We start from the raw sequence: 21,630 nt of genomic DNA, 5'->3' as shown, positions 1-21,630 counted from the left end.
GGCAGAAGCCTCGCGAATTTTTTTCATCGCGACGGTTCGTTTTTCAGCGCCTCGTTCGATTCCGTAGATGACAGAGGAGCATTCGGGAGCATGAGCGCCCGAGCGCGCCCGGCAGACGAGCCCACCCAGACGGCCGCTGCCAGGGCTCTGGCGCCTGCCGTAGCGGCGCTGGCCCTCGCCTTGCCAACCGTCATTCCAGGGAAATCGTCCTATGTTCTGCCCATCGTTTCGGTCGCGAGCTTCCTCCACCGGCCGCTCCCGCCTGCTCCTGCACTTCGTGCGTCGCCCCCTTTCGCTGGCGGTGCGCTGCGCGCTGTTGGGCGCCGTCACCGTGGCGGCCACGGGGGCGAGCGTCTCCACGCGGGCCGAGGCCGCCGTCAGCGCCGGGCGGACCGCGGCGAAGCGTTTCGACATCGCGGCCGGGCCGTTGTCGGCGGCGCTCAACCAACTGGCGGATCAGGCCGACGTGCTGCTGAGTGTTCCCGGCGCGGTGACGACGGGCAAGAACAGCGCCGGTTTGCATGGAACCTACAGGCTGGACGAAGCCTTCGACCTGTTGCTGTCCGGTACGGGGCTGCAGGCGGTGGAGCAGGGCGACGGCAGCTACACGCTGCAGGCCATTCCCACCACCGGCGCGGCGGAGTTGTCGCCGATGACGGTGGTCGGTAGCGAGCCCGACGCGATCGCGCAGAGGGTCAACCCCGCCACCACGGTTGGCTCGAAGACGCCGCTGAGCCAGCGCGAGATACCGCAGTCGGTCAGCGTGGTCGGCCAGCAACAGATCCAGCAGCAGAAAATGAAGAACCTCGACGACGCCATGCGCCAGAGCCCCGGGGTGACCGTCAGCCTGGCCAACCCGATGGCCACCGACTACTACGCGCGCGGCTTCCCGATCGGCACCTTCCAGCTCGACGGCGTGCCCACGGCGATCCCCGCCGGCGGCGCGGCGACCATCGCCGATAGCCTGGCCATGTACGAGCAGGTCGAGGTGCTGCGCGGGCCGGCCGGGCTGTTCAACGGCTTCGGCGGCGATGGCGGGGTGGTGAACCTGGTGCGCAAGCACGCGCCGGCGCAGTTCCAGGGTTCGGCGGAAGTGCTGGCCGGCAGCCGCAGCACTCACCGCGAGCAACTGGACGTGGGCGGGCCGTTGAACGATGAAGGCAGCCTGCGCGGGCGCTTCGTCGGGCTGACCGGCTATGGCCATCAGATGCAGGATGGCACCTGGCAGCGCGACCAGCAGTTCTACGGCACCCTGGAGGTCGATCCCGACCCGGACACCACCCTGCGCACCGGCATCAGCCATAGCGAAACCACCGCCAAGCCCATGTACGGCCTGCCCGGATACTCGGACGGGCACCTGCTCGACGTGTCCCGCTCGACCTACCTGGGCGCCAGCTGGAACGCCCTGAGCAACCGCCGCAGCAACGCCTTCGCCGAGGTCGAGCGGCAACTGGCCAACGAGTGGAAGGCCAAGCTCACCTACAACTACCTCATCATCGACACCCACTTCCTCAATGGCATTCCCGGCGGCCCGCTGGAGCCGGGCACCAACATCGGCAACCCCTACAGCTACAACTACCAGAGCGAGGATCGCCAGCAGGCCGTGGACACCTACGCCAGCGGGCCGTTCTCGCTGTTCGGCCGCGAGCACCAGCTGACCTTCGGCGCCAACTACCTGCACGAGAACACCCACAACACCCAGCGCTTCATCAACACCGAGACCAGCGGCCTGGACGACTGGGGCGACTACTTCGAGGACGTGTTCAGCAGCAACTCGCTCTACTCGAAGGACTTCGCCGGCGGCCGGCACAACGAGAACTGGACCCTGATCGAGCAGTACGGGGTCTACGGCAACGTGCGCCTGCACCTGGCCGACCCGCTGACGCTGGTCGCCGGTGGGCGGATGACCTGGTGGCATGCGCGCATCAAGCCCGCCGACGCCTATGACAACTACTTCGGCACGCCGCCCTCCGATACGCACGTCAAGGGCAAGTTCTCGCCCATCGTCGGGCTGGTCTATGCGCTCGACGACACCTATTCGGCCTATGCCAGCTACACCTCGATCTTCAAGCCGCAGAGCGGCTTCTACACCGAGGCCGGCAGCCTGATCGAACCCGTCGAGGGCAAGCAGTACGAGCTGGGCATCAAGGGCGAATACCTCGGCGGCCGGGCCAACGCCTCGGCGGCGCTGTTCCAGATCGACGAGAGCAACCGCGCTCTGTCCGACCCGCGTTTCCCCGGCTACTACCTGGCCCAGGGCAAGGCACGCAGCCAGGGCCTGGAGCTGCAGGTCAGCGGCATGCTGCTGCCGGGCTGGACGCTCTCCGCCGGCTACACCTACGACGACGTCAAGTCGCTGGACGACAGCACCAATGCCGGCGCGCCGTTCAGCATGGTGGCCCCCAAGCACCTGTTCAAGCTGGCCTCCGACTACCAGCTGCCCGGTGCCTGGCGCCAGTGGAGCATCGGCGGCGCGGCCTACGCCACCAGCTCCACCGGCTGGAAGGACAGCAGCGGCGAGTGGAACGGCGGCGGCTATGCGACCCTGGATGCCCACGTGGCCTACCAGTTCCTGCCCGACTGGAGCGTCGGCCTGTACGGCAGCAACATCCTGGACCGCAAGTACTACCAGTCGATCGCCGGCGCCGCCGGCAACTACTACGGCGAGCCGCGCACCCTGCTGGCCTCGCTGCGCACTACCTTCTAACCCGCTGCAAGCCCGCCCCGGTGCCGCCGCGCCGGGGCGGGCGGCCAGCCTGCCGGTGCCTGGCAACCGGCATACCCTGGCGCGGCCCACGGGCTGCGCTTCGCTGCCACGAGGTCGTCGATGCTCCCCCGCCGCAACCCTTTCCTCCGCTTCCTGCCCTTCCTGGTTCCGCTGGCGCTGCTGCTCGGGCTGCTCTGGTGGACGCTGCTGCGCACTGTGCAGACCGTCGACAGCGTGCCCGTCGGCTACGGCGACATCGAAGCCAGCGTGAGCGCCGTGGGCACCCTGCAGCCGCAGAGCTACGTAGACGTGGGCGCCCAGGCCTCGGGCGCGATCCGGCGCATCGCGGTGCACCCCGGCAGCGTGGTGCGCAAGGGCGAACTGCTGGTGGAGATCGACCCGTCGCTGCAGCAGGCCAAGGTCGATGCCGACCGCGCCGCGCTCGACAGCCTGCGCGCGCAGCTGGCCGCGGCGCAGGCGCAGCGCGACCTGGCCCAGCAGGACGCGCAACGGCAGCAGCAGATGCACGTCCATGGCGCTACCCGACTGGAGGACCTGCAGTCCGCCGAGGCCGGCCTGCGCGTGGCGGTGGCGCGGATCGCCGACCTCACGGCGCAGGTCGTCGGGGCGCAGTCCACCTTGACGGGCGACCTGGCGCAGCTGGGCTACACCCGTATCTACGCGCCGATGGCCGGCACCGTCGTCACCCTCGATGCGCGCGAGGGCCAGACCCTCAACGCCACCTACCAGACGCCGAACCTGCTGCGCATCGCCGACCTGTCGCAGATGACGGTGTGGACCGAGGTGTCCGAGGCCGACATCGGCCGCATCCACCCCGGCATGCCGGTGTACTTCACCACCCTGGGCAGCCAGACCGAGAGCGGCGTGCGGCGCTGGCGCGGCCGGGTGCGCCAGGTCCTGCCGGCGCCGCCGAACCCGCCGGGGCAGGCGCGCGAGCAGGGCGGCGCCCAGGCCACGACGGCGCCGCCGGCGGGCAAGGTGGTGCTCTACACCGTGCTGTTCGACGTGGACAACGCCGATGGCGCGCTGATGCCGCAGATGAGCGCCCAGGTGTTCTTCGTGCAGGCCGGCGCCAGCCATGTGCTGCTGGCGCCCCTGGCGGCGCTGAAGGCCGGCGCCGGCAAGGCGGATGCCTACACTGCGCAGGTCCAGGTCGGCGGCGGTATCGAAACGCGCCAGGTGCGCATCGGCGTGCGCGACCGCCTGCATGCCGAGGTGCTCTCCGGGCTGGCGGTCGGCGAACGGCTGGTCACTGCGATCCACCGCCAGCACGCCGGCGCCGGGAGGTTCCGGTGGTAGCGCCGCTGATCGAACTGGGCGGCATCCGCAAGACCTACGGCGGTGGCGACAGCCCGGAGTTGGAGGTGCTGCATGGCATCGACCTGTCGATCGGCGCCGGCGAGTTCGTCGCCATCATGGGCGCATCCGGCTCGGGCAAGTCCACGCTGATGCACATCCTCGGCTGCCTGGACCGGCCCAGCGCGGGCAGCTACCGCTTCGCCGGGCAGGACATCGGCGCCTTCGACGCCGACCAGCTGGCCTGGCTGCGCCGCGAGGCGTTCGGCTTCGTGTTCCAGGGCTACCACCTGATCCGCACGCTGGATGCCCTGCGCAACGTCGAGATGCCCGCCGTCTATGCCGGCGTGCCCGCGGCCGAGCGCGACGGCCGCGCTCGCCAGCTGCTCGAACGCCTGGGCCTGGGCGAGCGGCTGGGCAACCGTCCCCACCAGCTCTCCGGCGGCCAGCAGCAGCGGGTGTCGATCGCCCGCGCGCTGATGAACGGCGGGCGCATCATCCTTGCCGACGAGCCGACCGGCGCCCTGGACAGCAAGAGCGGCGCCGAGGTGATGGCGCTGCTGGCAGAACTGGCGGACGCCGGCCACACGATCATCCTCATCACCCACGACCGCGACGTGGCGGCGAAGGCGCGGCGCGTGGTGGAGATCCACGACGGGCGCATCGTCAGCGATTCCGCCGGCGCCGCGGTGGAGCAGGGCGGGGCTGGGCATGACTTCATGGCGGCGATGGCCGAGGGCGTGGCGCGCGCGGCTTCGCCGTGGACCGATGCGCGCGAGGCCATCCGCAGCGCCTGGCGGGTGATGTGGCTCAACCGCTTCCGCACCCTGCTGACGCTGCTCGGCATCGTCATCGGCGTGGCTTCGGTGATCGTGATGCTGGCCGTGGGCGCCGGCACCCAGGAACAGGTCATCGCGCGGATGGCGATCTTCGGCACCAACCGCCTCTACGTGGTGCCCGGCGGCGACAGCGCGCGCGGCCCCGGCGGCACGCTGAGCGAAGCCGACGCGGCGCTGCTGCGGCAGGTGCCCAACGTCAGCGTGGCGATGCCCTTCGTCCAGGGCCAGGTGACGCTGCGCGCCGGCAACGTCGATACGCTCGGCCCGCTGTGGGCGGTGACGCCGGATGCGCAACGGGTGCTCAACTGGAAGCCGGCCCGCGGACAGTTCTTCACCTGGGAAGACGAGCGCACCCTCGCGCCGGTGCTGCTGCTGGGCAAGAAGGTGCGCGAGCGCCTGTTCGGCGACCTCGATCCGCTGGGGCGCTACGTGCTGGTCGACAACGTGCCGTTCCAGGTCATCGGCGAGCTGGAGGAGAAGGGCGCGCTGTCGGGGGATGCCGACGACGACGACGTGGTCATGGCGCCGTTTTCCACCGGTAGCCGCCGTGTGCTCGGCCGCCTCGACCTGTCGTGGATTTCGGTATTGATCGATGACCTGGAGCAGTCCATGGCCACCGCCCGGCAGATCACCGCGACCTTGGCGGACGCCCACCACGTGCAGGATTTCCACGTCTACGACCGCGCGGTCTCGGTCAAGGCGCAGCAGGACACCCAGCAGACGCTGACCCTGCTGCTCGGGCTGATCGCCGCGGTATCCCTGGTGGTGGGGGGCATCGGGGTGATGAACATCATGCTGATGACGGTCCGCGAGCGCACGCGCGAGATCGGCATCCGCCTGGCGACCGGGGCCCGCCAGCGCGACATCCTGCGCCAGTTCCTCAGCGAGGCCATGCTGGTGTCGCTGGTCGGCGGCGTGGCGGGCACGGTGATCGGCCTGGGCCTGGGCGCGGCGCTGATCCTCTGGGAGGTGCCGATCATCTTCTCGCTGCGGGGCATACTCGCCGCCTTCGTCTGTGCCCTGGGCACCGGGCTGCTGTTCGGCTTCATGCCGGCCCGGCAGGCGGCGCGGCTCGATCCGGTGGTGGCGCTGGCGAGCGAATGAGGGCTCCGGGGCGCTCGATGAGAGCGGGCCCAGGTGCTCCCCGCAAGGCGGCATGGGCGGCCTTTTGCGGACATCTCTAGGGGAGCCGCGGCGGGAGGTTCCCGGCACCGCGAAGCCCTCGCTTGCCGCCCTGGCGGGCCAGCCACAGGTAGACGCCGCTGCCGAGCACGACGATGGCGACGATGTCGAATGCCGCCCAGATGAGCTTCAGCGGCAGGCCGCCGTAGTTGCCGAAGTGCAGGGGGCGCGAGAGTTCCAGCGCGACTATGTACCAGCGCGGCTCGGCGACGGCGCTGAGCTTGCCGCTGCGCGCCTCGACCAGCACCGGCTGGAGAATCTCCGAGGTCAGCGGCGTGCGCCCGCGCATGAAAACCGCATAGTGCTGCGGGCTGCTGAAGAAGGTGCCGGGCATGGCCAGGAATTCCGGCTGGCTGCCCGGCAGCGCCTGTGCGGCGACACGTAGCGCCGCACTGGGCGGCACGGGGTCGGCGACGCGCGGCTGGCCCCGGTATGGCGCCACCAGTTGCGCCAGTTGATCGCTCTGCCAGTGCTGAAACAGCGGAATGGCCAGGGTATTGAGCACGCCGGTCAACCCCACCACCAGCAACCAGACCAGGCTGACGATGCCCAGCAGGTTATGCCAGCCCAGCCAGCGTATGCGCGCATTCCTGTGGCGATGCATTTCGGCGAAGCCCAGGCGACGCATGAAGGGCGCGTAGACCACGCAGCCGCTGACCAGCGACACCGCCAGCAGCAAGCCCATGAAGCCGAGCAGCAGGCTGCCCGGCAAGCCGGCGAGCAGGTCGGTGTGCAGATCGAGAATGAACTCCAGTAGCGCATTGTCGTCGGGCAGTTGTGAACCGCTGTAGGCATCCAGGGTGAAGATGCGGCTGTTGCCGCGCGGTGTGTCGAGGGCCTGGTCGAAATTCAGCTTGATCCGTCCTGGCGCCCGGTGATCCCAGATCAGGTAGCGCAGCACCAGGCCGGGCGCCCGGGCCTGACCGAGGGCGACCAGTCGCTCCAGGGGCAGAGGTTCCGCCCCGGGCGACTGGTCGATTGCTGGTTGCAACGCGTGCTCGATCTCTTCCTGGAAAACCAGCGGCAGCCCGGTCAGGCACAGCAACAGCAGGAACAGGGTGCAGACCAGGCTGGACCAACGATGCAGCCATAGCCAGTGCTTCAGCGACATGCGCGCGGGCTCACCAGCTGTATTTCACGCTGGCCAGCACGCTGCGCCGGCCGCCCCAGAAGCACTTGGTGGCGGTAGCGCAGGCCGAGACGTACTCCTTGTCCGCCAGGTTGTTCACCGTGGTCTCCACCTGCCAGCCGGCCAGGCTCGGGTCCAGTGCCGCCAGGTCATAGTGCGCGCCAACGTCCAGCAGGGTATAGGCGGGCACCTTGAGGGTGTTCAGCGCGTCGGCGTAGCTGGTGCCGATGTAGCGCACCCCGGCGTTGACGCCGAAGCGATCCAGTGCGCCGCCGTGGAAGCTGTAGTCGGCCCACAGCGAGGCCATGTGTTGCGGGATGTAGGTGATGCGCTTGCCTTCGTTGCCGTCGTTGCTGTGGGTGACCTCGTTGTCCAGGTAGGTGTAGGCGCCGATCAGGCTGAGCGACCGGGTCGGCTCCAGATGCCCTTCCAATTCCACGCCACGCGAGCGCGCCTCACCAGTCTGGGTGCTGAAGTTGGGGTGATCGGCATCGGAGGTGAGCACGTTCTGCTGGGTCAACTGGTACACCGCCAGGGTGACGAAGCCGTTCTGCTTCGGCGGCTGGTACTTCACGCCGGCCTCGTACTGCTCGCCCTTGCTCGGCTGGAAGGCGCCGCCCTGGTAATCGGTGCCGGCGGTGGGCTGGAACGAGCGCGAATAGCTGACGTAGGGAGCCAGGCCACTGTCGAACTGGTAGACCAGGCCGCTGCGCCAGGTGAAGGCACGGTCGCCCTGGTGGGTGGACTGGTCGTTGCGACGGTCGTCGGTATCGGTGGAGGCCACGTCCTCGCGGCCGCCCAGCAGCAGCGACCAATTGCCCAGGTGCATCTGGTCCTGCAGGTAGAGCCCGGTCTGCTCCTGGACCTGGCGTGTGCGCAGGGTTTCCGCCGGCTTGCCGATGCCCTGGTGGTAGTCGGGGGCCGTCACGCTCAGCGATGGGGCGCTGGCCAGGCCCTGCTGTTCGCGGGAGCTCAGGTGCTGATAATCGATGCCGAGCAATGCCGTGTGGCTCAGCGCGCCGGTGGTGAAGTCGGCCTGCAGCTGGTTGTCCAGGGTGTAGGCGTCGAGCTGGTCCTCGTCGAACATGGCGCGACGGGTGAGCAACTGCTGGGCCGTGTTCACCCCGGCGGTGAAGACGCTGCGGTAGTCGGTGTCCATGTGCATGTAGCGGAAGTTCTGGCGCACGCTCCAGACCTCGTCGAAGCGATGCTCGAAGAGGTAGCCGAGGGACTGCTGGGTGCGGCGGAAGCGATCGAAGCCGGCGTCGCCATCGAAGAAGTGCGTGGACAACCGGCCGCTGGCCAGTGGCTTGACCGTGCCCTGGTAGGGCAGGAAACCGTAGTAGCCGCCGTCCGGATCATCCTGGTAGAGCGCCTGCAAGGTCAGGCGGGTGTCTTCGTCGGGCTGCCAGGTCAGCGACGGCGCCAGGGCCAGGCGTTCCTCGCGGGAATGGTCGACCTGGCCGTCGGCGGTGCGCTTGAGCGCAATGACGCGGTAGGCCAGGCGGCCCTCGTCGTCCAGCGCACCGGTGCTGTCCAGGCCCAGTTGGTAGCGGTCATGGCTACCCACCTGGAGTTCCACCTCGTGGGCGGCCTCGGTGCTTGGGCGCTTGCTCACCAGGTTGACCATGCCGCCCGGAGTGGCCTGGCCGTACAGCACCGACGAGGGACCGCGCAGCACCTCGACGCGCTCCAGCAAGTAGGGGTCGACCTGCGGGACCGCGTAGTTGCTACCCAGCAGGCGCATGCCGTCGAGGTAGCCGTAGTCGTAGTTCACGCCGCCGCCGAAGCCGCGGTAGAGGATGGTGTCGTAGCGGCTGCCACCGGTTCCGCGGTATTCGGGGAGTACGCCGGGCACGTAGCGCAGGGCCTGGCGGACGCTCTGCACGTTCTGCCGGTCCAGTTGCTGGCGACCGACGACCGAGATCGATTGCGGGGTGTCCAGCAGGGCAGCATCGGTCTTGGTTCCGGTGGCGCTGCGCTTGGCGCTATAGCCCTGCACCGGGCCCCAGGCCGATTCGCGCTGGGCGGTTACGGTGGCGTCAGGCAAGGCCAGGGCCTGGTCGTCGCCACGGCGCAGGAGGAACCCGCCGCCAGGTTGAGCCTGGGCTACCAGACCGCTGCCGGCCAGCAACCGGGCCAGCGCCTGGGTGGCGTCGAAGCGGCCGTGCAGGCCCGGGCTGGCGAGGCCATCGAGCTGGTGTGCGGCGAAAGCGATGTTGACGCCCGACTCGTGGGCGAAGCGGGTAATTGCGCTGTCCAGCGAGCCCGCGGGAATGTCGTAGGCGCGCACGCTTTCACTCGACAGCGGGGCGGCCTGGAGCCCGGCCAGGGGCGCTGCGGCCATGGCCAGGTGCAGCGCAAAACGGAGGGAACGGGCGCCACGTGCCACGCTGGCTGGCGGGCAGAAGGCTGGCAGACTGCGGAAGGCGTTCATGCAACGGCTCTCGGCAAGGAGTGGATGTCACTGTCTCTACCGAAGCAGATCGCCAATCCCCTCAAAAAAATTTCAAGAACCTCGCAAGGGCGCTCAAGCCGGGCCGATGTTGACCCAGAAACGCGTGCGGTAGCTGAGCTGCAAGCCGTGGGTGCGGGCCAGGAAACGCAGCGTCTGGTCGGTGTCGGCGAGCTGGTAGTTGCCGCTGATGCGCAACTCGGCGATCCGTGGGTCACAGGCCAGGCGGCCGACCCGGTAGCGTCCCAGTTCGTCGAGGAACTCGACCAGCCGCATGTCGCGTGCTGCCAGGATGCCCTCGGCCCAGGCGCCTTCGGCAAAGGGCCTGGCCGGCGCTGGCTCGGCCCGTGTCGCGCGTAACCACCAGTCCTGCCCCGTTTGCGCCTGGCGCGGCGGCGCCCCGTTCGCCGGCAACAGGCTGAGCTCGCCATGGCTGACGCTGACCCATGCGCAGTCCGGGTACAGGCGCACGCAGAACCGCGAATCCATCGCCTGCAGCAGGCCGAAGGGCGTCTCCACGCGGAACGGCCGCCGCGGGCTGGAGGTATCGGTAGCGGTACTGACCAGCAGCTCGCCACGGCGCAGTATCACGCGCCGTTCTGTGGCACTGAAGCGCGTGCTGATGGCAGTGTCGGTGTTGAGCACCAGGCGGGAGCCATCGGCCAACTCGATGTGGCGCACCTCGCCGGTGGCGGTGCTGTACTCGGCCAGCAGTCGTTGCCAGGGTGCCTCGCGATAGGCCAGCCAGGCCGGCGCCGCGCTGGCGCCCAGCAGCATCAGCAACTTGAGCGCCTGGCGTCGGTTCAGGCTGGTGGCGGGCAGCTTCTCCAGCACCTGCCGGGTGAGTTGCGGGGAGACCCGCCGGAAATCCTCGCCCAGCGACTGCACGCGTTGCCAGGCCAAGGCATGCTCGGTGTTGCTGGCATGCCATGCCTGAAAAGCCGAGAGGGTTTCCTCGCTGGGTTCGCCGAACTGAAGCTTCACCGCCCAGCCGATAGCGTCGTCGATGGTCCGGTTGGACAGGGGAGCGGGCGCGCTCATTGCCTCACTCCTCGAAATACAGGGCGTAGCAGGCGCGCAGGGCGGTAGCCAGGTAGCGCTCGACGGTGGCCAGGGATACCTCCAGGCGCTGGGCGATCTGCGGGCAGGTCAGGCCCTCCAGCTGGGCCCAGATGAAGGCCTGGCGAACCTTGGGCTTGAGCCGGTCGAGCAGGCGGTCGATGCGTATCAGGCTTTCCAGCATGAGCAGGTGGGCTTCCGGCGATGGGGCTTCCGCTTCCGGTAACTGTGCGACCACCTCCAACCAGGCCTGCTCCAGCTGTTGCCGGCGCCAGTGGTCGATGACCAGCCCGCGAGCGATGGTGGTGAGGTAGGCGCGTGGCTGGTCGAGGTAAACCGCTGCGCCACGGGCACGCGCCAGCAGGACTCTGAGAAAGGTGTCCTGGGCCAGGTCGGCGGCGCGCTGGGAACAGCCGGTCTTGCCCCGCAGCCAACCCTGGAGCCAGCCATGATGCTCGGTGTAAAGCTTGTGCAGATCGCACTCCGCAAGCTGGGAACGGCCAAGACTGGACACTGGGGCACCACGTGCAATTGATAATCGATCTTATTATATTTTTCTGATGGCATCTCGCAATAGCCATGAGGGCGGTGGCCTCGGGAGTTCCTCAGGCGAGATGAGTGAGCCTGGGTGGGGCAGGGTTTGGTCAGAGTTCAGCCAGGCATGGCGCGCGGATCCCTTGGGGACGTTGAGGCTGACCAGGCTGATCAGGCCCTGGTTGCACCGGAGTATTAGCGGGTGTTCAACGGTAAGAGTGGTGCGCCCGCGCTTGAAAGTTCGGGGAGTGCTTTTCCTGGATATCAGCGCTTGATTTTCAGCCCCTTCACCGAATGCGCGCGCTGTTCGTCCAGCGAGTTGTAGTAGGTGTTCTGCGTGGTGCTCAGGCTGTTGTGGCGCAGGTCGGCCTGCAGGTCCTTCATGTCGCGCAGCGGCGCGTCGAAGGTGGCCGAGGTGTGGCGTAGCCAGTGCAGCGAGACCGAGCGCAGCTGGTCCACTTCGTCGTCGCTCCAGCCTTCGGCCGCCATGCGTTGCAGCGCGCGGTCGAACAGCGCCTGCAGGAGCAGCCGCACATGGCGGTCGGATAACCCGGCGCGGCCCTTGAGGGTGCCGATCAGCGGCGTCCGTTCCTGGGGCGAGGGCAGGGGAGGCAGGCCCAGGTGGCGGCGGTAGCGGGCCAGGTAGCCGTGCACGTAGTCGTCGCGCACGCTGATGCGCGCGGCCTTGTTGCCCTTGCCGACCACGTGGAGCCACCAGTTGCCGGTGGTATCGCGGCGGAAGTCGCCCATGCTCGGCGTCCAGTTGTCGCGGCCGATCAGGTCGGAGATGCGCAGGTACATGGCGAACAACGTGGCCACGATGAACAGCGTGCGTTCGTGGCTGGCGTCCTCGGCGGCCATCAGTTCGGCCGTCTCGATGACGTAGCTCCATTGCAGTTGCGTCAGCGAACGCGAGGCCACGTTCAGGGTGTTGCGCTGCTTGTAGACGGACTTCTGCTTCACCGCGCGGAACGGGTTCACCTCGGTCAGCCCTTCGTCCATGGCGTGCTGGAAGAAGCTGCCGCACACGGCGAAGACCTGCGCCACTGAGCCCTGGGACATGCGGTACGGGCGCGAGGGCAGGGGGCTCATGGCTTCCGTGGCGAGCTTGCGCTCGCGCTTGGCCAGGGTGCTGCTGAAGGGGCGCCAGGCGGGGTTCAGCACATGGCTGTCGGACTCCAGCTGCTTGCGGCCGCCAACACGCACGAAGCGCGACTTGACGACCGGGCCGACCCATTCGGCAGGCGGGTTGAGGCAGAACTCCATGAAGGCCTCGGCATCGCGCCGGCGCAGGTCGAGCAGCGGCTTGCCGGCCACCAGCAGGGCCCACAGCAGCAGGCGCTCGACGTGGGTGCGATAGGAGGTATAGGTGGCCTCATTGCCGCCATAGGACTTGAGGAAGCCCCGCACGGCGAAGTAGCCCTCGATGGCCCGCAGGTCTTCAGCGAACGCCTGCAGGTAGTCGCGCACCGCGGGCAGTTCTTCGCTCAGCTGCATGAAATTCAGTTCATGGAAACGCGCGAAGGTCTCGAACAGCGGCTGTGGCGATTGCGGCATCGTGAAGGCTGGAAATGGAAAAACGGCGGTCGCGCCGGGGTGCCGTGCAATATCCAGGTCTGGCTGTTATCGGATATTGCTTGCGCGCTAAGGAGTTGGCCCGGCAGGGCGAGAAGCGACAAGCCGAAGGCTCGGCAAGACGCATTCTAGACAGCTTAGGCCGCAAAGGTCGAGGGCTGCCGATGGATTTCTCGCAAGCGTCGTTCCGTCGTCCATGGACGTTTCAGATTGACTGGCGCAAGGCACGCGAGCGCATCTGAGCCGATTGGCTCAAGGCCTGGAGAATTGGTGCCAGGTCCAGCCTTGGGCCTGGGGCCGAATCGATGAATGCGCCGGCTCAAAAGCTGGTGCCGCATGGATCGCTGCAGGTGCAGTCCGGCGCATGAGCGTCGTACGTTGCACGAATAGCTGCTGCGTTTACGTGAAAAGCGTGACGAGGATTGGCCGCGAGGTTCGCAGATTTCACGTAGCGTCGCGTTGGTGTTGGTGTTGGCAGCGTCGAATGGGTTGCCTGCGAATCCGTTTGGGGAAACGTGGAATGATCGAGCGCCGAGTCTGCGGTGAACCGACAACCGAGAGATCGAGCTTCAGATCGGCGGACTGGGAATACGAAGTCGGTTCGTAACCGGGAGCGAGGCCAGGTGCGGACATGAATGCCGATCGAGCGGAGCTGCCACGGCAGATCGACGGATCGACTCGGGGAAGATGCCGAAGCGGGCAAACGAGCGGTTTTCCCTGGTGAATTCTGCAAGGGCCATCTGCAGCTGCGCTTACCCATGACTTCGCATAATATCGTGACGTTACGTTAAGTCGGCTCCGGACAATGCTGATAAGCTCCGGGGCCGATTTAGCGTAATGTCCATTATGCGATGCCCGCCCTAGACATCCCCGAATATCTGTTACGTGACGCAAAACTCTGGTTCCCGGGGCGCGATGCCCTGGACTCGGTTTGCTGCATGCTTGAGGACTACCCGCGCCTGGCGGGTGAGATTCGACAACTGAGGCGCCGGGTTGCCCAGCTGGACGAGGAGGGGAGTCTGTTGGATGACCGCCTGGAAGCGCTCCAGGCGGCTTGCCGGGCTATTTTGGAGCTTTAGGCCAGTAGATCATTCCTTTGAACGTGCCGGCTGTGCAGCGAGCTCTCCAGTTGTCGTCCTGACCTGTTCCTGATGTGAACTGCATGTAGTCCACGCTTCCCTTTGCCGCGTCCCAGCTTGATTCCGGTGCGTCACCTGATTTCTCCCATTTCTTGGTGCCGCGTTCCTTCCTTTCGACTATCCAGGTGCCTGGGATTTTGCCGTTCGTGATCTCTTTTTCGTTACGAGACGCCAATTCCTTTTTCAGCTCATGGCATTCGCGGATCAGGCTGTCGCGTTGCTCCAGTAGCTTCTGTACCTGTTCATGCAATTCATCCCTGTGATGCTCGGCCAGTGCGCACCTGTCGCTAATTTCTATCGTTATGGCGTGTAGCTTTTCGTACTTCGCCCTAGATACCAGGTCTGTGCCGTTTTCTGTTTTTTCGTTACGTTGCGCTTTTGCCCGCTCGCGGTAAGCGCGCTGCCGCTCGGCGTTGCTCATGGCTTTGCCGGTGCTGGGTCGGCCCCGGCGGCGCTTGGCCTCGCCGAGGTCCAGGGGCTGAGTGCTGTTGTCCTTCGGATCGATCATGGCGGTGTGCTCCGTGCTGGTTGCATGGAGTAATTATAGTTACGTAACGATAAATAGACCAGCGTAACGTAACGATAAATCGACCGTTCGTCGTTAATGTTCGTTACGTAACGATAACTTGGCTCGCCTCGCTCGGCGGCTGGCTCGCGAGGCGCCGGATTCGTCTCGGCACAAGCCCACCCCGCGCCATGATTACCCCTCCTGGGCGTATCGCGGCCCGTCACAGAGCACCGCATCTGGTGCGCATTGCGTGCTGACAGATCTCCGCGGAATGTCCAGGCCGTCTAGCCCAGCGAGCAGCGCTGCCGGGCTTCCCGTCGGCTACAGCCAGAGAATTACTGCGATGGCGATGGTCACGGCGACGCCTACGATGGCCCATGAGGGCGCTTTCAGGCTGCGTGGCTGTTTGGAGTGCTGGATGGGTTTCTTTGGCTTCTTGGGCGCTTTGCGCGCCTCGTTGAACCATTCCCGGTCCTGTAGGCCCATGGTCGTCTCCGTGGCTGGGCAGGGTGGGGGTGCTGTAACACCCCCAATTCACCCCGGACTTCCATGGTTTGCTCTTGGCACCAGCTTCCATTCGGGGTGTATGACGCTGTCTGGCGTGGGTGTTATGATGTAGCAATCTACCGTCGCCTCACGCCCTATTCGTTGGGCGTGCTCTCTGATTACGATCTGAAGCCCTCGGCATTCGTTTTCCGTTGGCTTTAGGTAGACCTTTGGCTCTGGGTCCCCCTGGAACGCTACGACCAGTGCCCAGGCCATCATGCTGCGGTTTTCCTTGCCGCCTCTTCTTCCAGGCTTGCCAGGATTGCGCTGATCATTCCTCTTGCCATGGGCTTTAGGTTGTCTGGCAGGTCATTAAAACGCCGGAATAACGCTCTCATTTCTGGTGATATGTCGCGCTCGTGCTTGTCCATCAGAATCTCGTCGGTTGAGCACCCGAAGAGTTTGGCCATTGCGGCAACCTTGTCGCCTGGTGGTGGGTTTTTGTCTTTCTCCCAGCCGACCACTGTGTTTTCGCCGCTGCCTATCGCTTCTCCAAGCTTCTTTTGTGACAGGCCGTGCGCCTCTCTTTGGCGCTTTATGTTCTCGCCGATGCTCATGGCTGCCTCTTCTGTTACGGGGTTGTCCATGCACCCTATCTCCTGTTTGTTTATCCAATACCGATAAATGGTGTCTTTGACCGCAAGATTTCGTTTGCATTCGATCCGCGAAAAGCTGTAGCTTCTACCGCAATATTTGGGTGGTTGACAGCTTTTGAGGCTTCCATGGGGCGACAGCAGAGCAGGATGTTCTACGACTACCTCGCGGTCGAGCAGGTCTTTCCGTTCGAACTGCCGCAGGTGTCGGACACCCGTATTTGCTACTACGACAAGCGCACCGGCGAGCGCCTCAAGGTGACGGAACCGGGTTGGAAGCATGAGGGCAGCTACTCCACGTCGATCTCCATCCGCGCCGACGGCAACAAGCTGGTGGTGAAGGGCAATCCGAGCGCGGTTAACCGGCTGGATAACCTCGACGGGTTCCGCACTCTTGACGAGTGCATTGCGGTCTTCAACGAGATCGTCACGTCGTATACCGATGAGTATGGCTTCCGCCGGCTACCGCGCTTCACCAAGTGCACCGAGTGGGGCCTGCGCCAGGGCGAGGACGGCACTAAGTCGAGCATGGTCGGCAATGGCGCCCGCATCCGTCGTATTGACCTGACAACGAACCGGACAGTAGGGAAGGGCAACGACCTGGCCTACATCCGGGCGCTTTCAACCCAGCTGTGGAAGCGCAAGGTGGGCCATCTCTATGAGGACGGGCGAACCGTCGACTGGAAGGCTCGCGACCACTACGAGAAGGCGTATCAGAAGTCGCACGCCATTCGTAAGTTCCTGTTCCCAAAGTGCAAACGGAATTTTGGCGAGGACTCGCCCGAATTTCGCTACCTGCAGTCGCTGGCCAATTTCTGCGATGAGCATGGCGTGGTGCGGATGGAGCAGGAACTGAAAGCGGAATACCTGCAACGGGAGCGCCTGGAGTGGTGGGGGCTCTTTGATGAGTCCCGTTTCCGCGACATCCACGCGGAATTTTTGGCGATAGATCAGAAGCTTGAGGTGATGGGTATGGACTACAGCACGATTGCGCAGACGCTGAAAGAGAAGGGCATTGTTGCCTCCACTCAGTCCGCCAATGCGACCGCCAACATTGCTATGCAGTGGATGCACTGCCCGGGCATTCAGTTCGATTTTAAGAAGTCGCAGATGGAGGTTTACGCCTCTCGTCTCAACAAGATCGGCATCAACATCCGCATGCCCTACGACGTCACCCGGCATACCGCTGTGCTGGTTCGTCGTGCGACCGAAATCGTCACTAACGACAACCTGGTGCTGCCGAGTTTCTACCGGCACGCCCAGGCACCGCGCACCCAGCTGCGCCTGGTGGCCTGACGTGGCTCTCTTCGATCTTGCCGAGATGGATCGGTTGCCCAAGTGGGACGTTGTTTACCAGGGCATTTTTTGCCTGACCGTCTCCGCCGCCAGTGTTGAGGAAGCGTTTCAGATGGCTATGCATGCCCTCGGCGTCGACTCCGATGATGACGTTGAAGTTTGGGAGGTGGACTGATGCGCACCGTCTCCTTCCAGGGCGTCCAGCTTTCGGCCTCTGAGCGCGCCCGTGTAGCCCTCCAGGCATCGCTGCGCAGCTCCATTGTGGCCAACCCTGCCTTGCTCGAAATGCCCGTCCTGCAGCCTGCGCCGTATGAGTCTCGCGAGGACCGCGAGTGCCGGCGTTACTGGGAAATCGTGGCCGAGTTCAAGCGCTATGCCCGTACCGAAATTTGGTCTGACGGCACGCCCTGGGTGGGTGATGCCTTCGGCTTCTAACGCCCATCCGGGCACACGTTGAGAGAGGAAAGACGATGGATATTCAGGTTGAGATTGAGAGCGCCGAGGTGGTGGTCAAGTCGGGCAATTCGGCCAAGACCGGCAAGCCCTACCAGATCCGCGAGCAGAAGGCCTACGTCACCCTGCCGGGGCAGAAGTACCCGCAGCACATCAAGGTCACCCTGGATGACAACGCGGCTCCGTACGCGCCTGGTCTCTATACCGTCGGCCCGGACAGCTTCTACGTGGGGCGGTTCGAGGACCTGCAGATGCGCCTGCGCCTGGTGCCGCTGCAGAAAGCGCCTGTGCGCGCTGCCAGCTGATCGGGGAGGGCGCCTGGATGCTGATCGCTGAGCTTCTCGCCTGGTACGTCGCTGCCGGCGTCGTCGTTCACGGCCTCGGCCGCTGGGCTCGGTCGTGACCACGTACACGGTCGCCTGCGATGGCGAGATTCAGGTGCTCAGTGACGGCGCGCCCAGCTGCTCCACCCCCTGGGTGCTTGTTGAGTCGCACCAAGATTTCGACCCCTCCACGCTCGACCCTGTGGCACTTGCCCAGGCGTTCGGGGTCGGCTTCGTCTTCGTCGGCGTACCGCTAGCCGTCGTGTTCGGAGCCCGAGCAATCCTTAAGATGATTCGGAGTTAAGTCTATGAAACTGAACAAAAAAGGTGTCGTCGCCCTGGGCTCGCTCATGGCTGCTGCTGGTTCCGGTCTGGCTGCTGCTGCCGGTCCGGACTTCTCGGCCATTACGTCTGGCGTGGACTGGTCCACTGTCGTGACCGGCATCCTGGCAGTGGCTGCCCTGGCTGCTGCGGTCTACGTCGCCGTCCGTGGCGCCAAGATGCTGCTCGGCATGATCAAAAGCGCCTGACCGGGCCGCGTGTACAAGGGGCGGCTTCGGCCGCCCTTTTCTTTGGGGAGGGCGAAAGCATGGCTGATCTTTATTACTTCGTATCGTTCTTTTTCGGCGGCATGTCGGCCCTATGTTTCTTCTGGAGTCTTTGATATGCGCCGCATAATCTCTATATTCTTTCTTTTTCTGTGCGGTAGTGTTAACGCCGCCGATTATTATTGGACCAATTATTCCGGCATAAGTGCGGCATCACCGTTTCTTGCCTGTCATCAGAGTTATACAAGCCAGGTTAATGATTTGACGTCTCAGGGCAAGATTGTTGCTGACGGCTCTTCTAGTGTTCGTATAACAATGCAGAGTTCCACAAGGGCTCTTTGTTATTGGGCGACTACTTATAAGAATTCCCCGGGTGGCTCTGATCAGCCTTTGAGTGTTAATGGTTCGGTTTTTGATCGCCTTGGCGATAGTTGTGCCTCTGGTCTTACTTATAATTCTCAGACTGGTGCTTGTGAAACACCTGCAGGCGAGGATGGAACTCTTTGCGGCAATACCACTTGGCAGTCTACCGTTCCTTATGTTTGGTCGTCTGGCGAGTGCATCCGCGTTTATGATTCGCCTCCTGCTGTTATGTGTAAGGCGTTTTCTTCTCGCGACGGCGGTTCTGTGTCGCAGCTTTCTATTCATCTTGATACGCCTGAGAAGGGGCCTATTAATGGGCAGACCGTTGCATATCCGAATATCGGCTGCTCGGTTAGTGTCAAGTCTTCTCAGTGCACGGTAAATGCGGATGGCCAAGGTTCCGTTTGCGTGGTTGACGGCGTTTACACTGGCGGCGTTGGCGGTGGCACTGACAACCCCAAGGATCAGGACTGCCATGCGCTTGGTGGTTGCGAGGCGCCCGATTTAACTCCTAAGACCGATACCAATAATCAGCCGTGTAATTATTCGACGGGCGCTGACGGCTCTCAATCCTGCACGTCGAAACAAGAGACTAAAACGTCGGGCTCGCAGAACTGTGGCACGGCGAACGGCGTATTTAGTTGCGATTGGAAATCGCCTACTTCCAAGGGCATTGATATCGCCACGAACATCAGTACGACGACGAACGCCGATGGCTCTACCACGTCCGTGAAGACGGATGTTTCGACCAAGACTGTGTGCACCGACATGAATGTGTGCAGCAGCTCCACGACGACGACCAAAACCACGACGACTAAGGATGGCACGGGCGTGGTGACCTCTACGCAATCGACCTGCAGCGGCGCCGCCTGTGGTACTGGCTCGGCCTCTAATGGCAGCGGTACGGGCTCTGGCGGCACAGGGGAGGGCGAGGGCGGTGGTGACTGTGTGACGGCCGAGGAATGCAGTGACGGCTCTAGTCCGGACACGCCGAAGCTCGATGACGTGGACGATTACCAGACTACGACACAGAAGTTCTACGACACGGTGAAGTCAAGTCCGATTGCAACAGCGGTTGGCAATATATCGGCGCCTGATACTGGAACGGCTCCGACATTAACTACGCCTGCACTTCAGGTCCTGGGCGGGGCTTCATTGGACTACGGCATTATTCGCGACCTGAAGTCCACGATTGACGATGTTCTGCAGCCGACCATGCGAGCCTTCTGGTGTTTCGTGGCGGTTATGATTTTCCTCATGGCGTGAGGTGATTGATATGTTGGATTGGCTGAAAAGTTGGCTTAACGACATTCTGAAGTGGTTTGTTGATTGGGCAGAGTGGATACCGAAAAAGATTTACTCGGTAGCCATGGAAGGTATCGGTAAGTTCCTGAATGCTATTCCGGTGCCCGACTTCATGTCGCAGGCCGGCGGTGCGTTTGCGGGCATTCCTTCCTCGGTAATGTGGTTCGCCTCGACGTTTGAATTGAGCTTCGGCATTAAGGTGTGCCTGGCCGCATTGTTGGCTCGGTTTATCCTGCGCCGTATTCCGTTCATAGGGTGACGTCATGCCTATTGATGCGTATGTGGGCAAGCCTGGTCACGGTAAAAGTTATGGCGTTGTCCAACACGTGATTATTCCGTCGCTTAAACAGGGGCGGCATGTGGTAACGAATATCCCGCTGCAGGTGGATATGCTGCTGGAAGACTTCCCGCAGGGCTCTATCGATCAATTGCCGGCTGACTGGGATAAGCGTGACGACTTGGCGGACCTGGCTCCTCCGGGTTCTGTTCTGGTGCTCGATGAACTTTGGCGGCGTTGGCCGTCCGGGTTAAAGGCAACTGCCGTGCGCGAACAAGATAAGGCGCTGCTGGCCGAACATCGGCACCGTGTCGATAAGAACAATAAGTCGATGCGTATTGTGTTGGTCACCCAGGACCTGAGTCAGATTGCGTCGTTTGCCAGGGCGCTGATTGAGCAAACTTATCGGGTGGTAAAGAAGACTAAGAAGGCGTACCGCGTTGATATCTACAGCGGTGCGGCGACGGGGGATCGTCCGCCTAAGAGTCAGATGCAGCGGCAGTCGTTCGGCACGTATAAGCCCGAGGTCTACCGTTACTACAAGTCCGCCACGCAAAGCGAAACGGGCGACGTGGGCGACGAATCCAAGGCCGATAACCGCGGCAACATCTGGCGTTCGCCGGCTCTGTGGGGCCTGGTGGTGGCCATCCCTGTGCTGGTCCTGCCCGGCGTCTGGGGCGTGCATCGGTTCTTCGATCCGGAGGCGCGTGGTCTGCACGTGCAGAGCGAGCTCGTGAACCCGCCGCCAGCTGCTGCAGCGCCGGTACAGCAGGTGAGGGCGTCTGCCGATCGTGTTGTACAGGCGGTGACGGGTGTTTCGGTCAGCGGCGCGGCGCCTATGAGTGCGACCTGGCGCGTCGCCGGCTGGCTTGGCTGCTCGGTGCCGGTCGAGGGCGATCCGTCCAGGGTGAAGCCCTGCGGGGCCTCTGTGACCGGTGCTGGCTCGGTTAGTCGCACGTCGAGCGTTGTGCTGACGGATGGCTCGTCCAGGCGAATCGTGCCGATGGCTGAGTGCCGCTGGATTGAGCGTGACTTGTACGTGCTCTGCGATGTGGACGGCGAACGAGTGACGCCCTGGACCGGTCGCGGCGCGGTGACGAAGGTCGTGGATCCGGAGGCCTCTGTGCAGGCCCGGCAATCGGCTGTGAGCAGCGAGCGGAGCGACCTGCGATCAGCCGATGCCAGGCCGGTTCCTGCATCCGTTCAGCGGCCCTCGACGCCGCACGCTACAGCGACAGTCGTAACCGTTGTGCCGGACAGCGAATATGCTTCGCGTCCCTGGAGAGGCCAGGATGATTGAGCCTGCAGACGTGTTCGTTACGGCGTGCCTGGCGGCGCCGTTGCTGGTCCTGAACATCCTGGCGGTTTCCGAGGCGCTGGGCTTCATCGCTCGGTGCCTAGGCTTCGCATAATATCGTGACGTTACGTTAAGTCGGCTCCGGACAATGCTGATAAGCTCCGGGGCCGATTTAGCGTAATGTC

19 protein-coding genes are annotated in these 21,630 nt (G+C 64.2%); 11 read left to right on the top strand and 8 right to left on the bottom strand.

All coding sequences use genetic code 11. From position 1 onward, the window contains the following. The first annotated feature begins 277 nt into the window (after positions 1-277). From M8R19_RS00225 to M8R19_RS00215, 3 genes are all read left to right on the top strand, one after another. A complete protein-coding gene (locus tag M8R19_RS00225) occupies positions 278-2,707 on the top strand; it encodes a TonB-dependent siderophore receptor (protein ID WP_249916654.1) in 2,430 nt (809 codons plus the stop codon). A 120-nt stretch (positions 2,708-2,827) separates the two neighbouring features. Next, positions 2,828-4,027 carry an efflux RND transporter periplasmic adaptor subunit gene (locus M8R19_RS00220; protein ID WP_249916653.1) on the top strand — a complete coding sequence of 400 codons (1,200 nt, stop codon included), beginning with the start codon at positions 2,828-2,830 and terminating at the stop codon, positions 4,025-4,027. After that, positions 4,021-5,967 (top strand): MacB family efflux pump subunit, encoded by a 1,947-nt coding sequence (locus tag M8R19_RS00215; protein WP_249916652.1) that lies wholly within the window; start codon positions 4,021-4,023, stop codon positions 5,965-5,967. The genes M8R19_RS00220 and M8R19_RS00215 overlap by 7 nt, the downstream gene beginning before the upstream one ends. A gap of 76 nt (positions 5,968-6,043) precedes the next feature. Here the strand turns inward: M8R19_RS00215 and M8R19_RS00210 are convergent, their stop codons facing one another. The 8 genes from M8R19_RS00210 to M8R19_RS00175 form a co-directional block, all read right to left on the bottom strand. After that, positions 6,044-7,156: a PepSY-associated TM helix domain-containing protein gene (locus tag M8R19_RS00210; RefSeq protein WP_249916651.1), complete on the bottom strand. Its 1,113-nt coding sequence runs from the start codon at positions 7,154-7,156 to the stop codon at positions 6,044-6,046. 10 nt (positions 7,157-7,166) lie between these two features. Then, positions 7,167-9,611 (bottom strand): TonB-dependent siderophore receptor, encoded by a 2,445-nt coding sequence (locus tag M8R19_RS00205; RefSeq protein ID WP_249916650.1) that lies wholly within the window; start codon positions 9,609-9,611, stop codon positions 7,167-7,169. Positions 9,612-9,704: 93 nt separating this feature from the next. After that, a complete protein-coding gene (locus M8R19_RS00200) occupies positions 9,705-10,670 on the bottom strand; it encodes a FecR domain-containing protein (protein ID WP_249916649.1) in 966 nt (321 codons plus the stop codon). A gap of 4 nt (positions 10,671-10,674) precedes the next feature. Beyond that, positions 10,675-11,202 (bottom strand): sigma-70 family RNA polymerase sigma factor, encoded by a 528-nt coding sequence (locus tag M8R19_RS00195; RefSeq protein ID WP_249916648.1) that lies wholly within the window; start codon positions 11,200-11,202, stop codon positions 10,675-10,677. A gap of 284 nt (positions 11,203-11,486) precedes the next feature. Further along, positions 11,487-12,779 (bottom strand): tyrosine-type recombinase/integrase, encoded by a 1,293-nt coding sequence (locus M8R19_RS00190; RefSeq protein WP_249916647.1) that lies wholly within the window; start codon positions 12,777-12,779, stop codon positions 11,487-11,489. 1,080 nt (positions 12,780-13,859) lie between these two features. Next, positions 13,860-14,444: a hypothetical protein gene (locus M8R19_RS00185; RefSeq protein ID WP_249916640.1), complete on the bottom strand. Its 585-nt coding sequence runs from the start codon at positions 14,442-14,444 to the stop codon at positions 13,860-13,862. Positions 14,445-14,765: 321 nt separating this feature from the next. Beyond that, positions 14,766-14,930, bottom strand: coding sequence for a hypothetical protein (locus M8R19_RS00180; protein ID WP_249916639.1), 165 nt, complete (start codon positions 14,928-14,930; stop codon positions 14,766-14,768). A 275-nt stretch (positions 14,931-15,205) separates the two neighbouring features. Next, complete coding sequence (locus M8R19_RS00175; RefSeq protein ID WP_249916638.1) at positions 15,206-15,577, bottom strand: helix-turn-helix domain-containing protein; 372 nt, start codon at positions 15,575-15,577, stop codon at positions 15,206-15,208. Positions 15,578-15,733: 156 nt separating this feature from the next. Here M8R19_RS00175 and M8R19_RS00170 point away from each other — a divergent pair, with 156 nt between their 5' ends. The 8 genes from M8R19_RS00170 to M8R19_RS00135 all read left to right on the top strand — a co-directional run bounded on the left by M8R19_RS00170 (position 15,734) and on the right by M8R19_RS00135 (position 21,448). Beyond that, positions 15,734-16,879, top strand: a complete 1,146-nt coding sequence (locus M8R19_RS00170) for a phage/plasmid replication domain-containing protein (RefSeq protein ID WP_249916646.1) — start codon at positions 15,734-15,736, stop codon at positions 16,877-16,879. 1 nt (position 16,880) lies between these two features. Beyond that, positions 16,881-17,054, top strand: a complete 174-nt coding sequence (locus M8R19_RS00165; protein ID WP_249916645.1) for a hypothetical protein — start codon at positions 16,881-16,883, stop codon at positions 17,052-17,054. Then, positions 17,054-17,314, top strand: a complete 261-nt coding sequence (locus M8R19_RS00160) for a hypothetical protein (RefSeq protein ID WP_249916644.1) — start codon at positions 17,054-17,056, stop codon at positions 17,312-17,314. Before M8R19_RS00165 ends, M8R19_RS00160 begins: the two co-directional genes overlap by 1 nt. 35 nt (positions 17,315-17,349) lie before the next feature. Beyond that, positions 17,350-17,637 (top strand): single-stranded DNA-binding protein, encoded by a 288-nt coding sequence (locus M8R19_RS00155; protein WP_043272796.1) that lies wholly within the window; start codon positions 17,350-17,352, stop codon positions 17,635-17,637. Positions 17,638-17,963: 326 nt separating this feature from the next. Beyond that, positions 17,964-18,185, top strand: coding sequence for a hypothetical protein (locus M8R19_RS00150; protein ID WP_249916643.1), 222 nt, complete (start codon positions 17,964-17,966; stop codon positions 18,183-18,185). 135 nt (positions 18,186-18,320) lie between these two features. Continuing rightward, on the top strand, positions 18,321-19,832 hold the full coding sequence (locus tag M8R19_RS00145) for a hypothetical protein (RefSeq protein ID WP_249916642.1): 1,512 nt from the start codon (positions 18,321-18,323) through the stop codon (positions 19,830-19,832). A gap of 10 nt (positions 19,833-19,842) precedes the next feature. Beyond that, on the top strand, positions 19,843-20,130 hold the full coding sequence (locus M8R19_RS00140; protein WP_058491135.1) for a hypothetical protein: 288 nt from the start codon (positions 19,843-19,845) through the stop codon (positions 20,128-20,130). A gap of 4 nt (positions 20,131-20,134) precedes the next feature. Then, positions 20,135-21,448, top strand: a complete 1,314-nt coding sequence (locus M8R19_RS00135; protein ID WP_249916641.1) for a zonular occludens toxin domain-containing protein — start codon at positions 20,135-20,137, stop codon at positions 21,446-21,448. Positions 21,449-21,630: the final 182 nt, after the last annotated feature.

The sequence above is a fragment of the Pseudomonas sp. R3.Fl genome, assembly GCF_023516765.1.
GTDB classification, from domain to species: Bacteria; Pseudomonadota; Gammaproteobacteria; order Pseudomonadales; family Pseudomonadaceae; genus Pseudomonas; species Pseudomonas citronellolis.
This window is presented reverse-complemented; position numbering and strand designations above follow the sequence as displayed.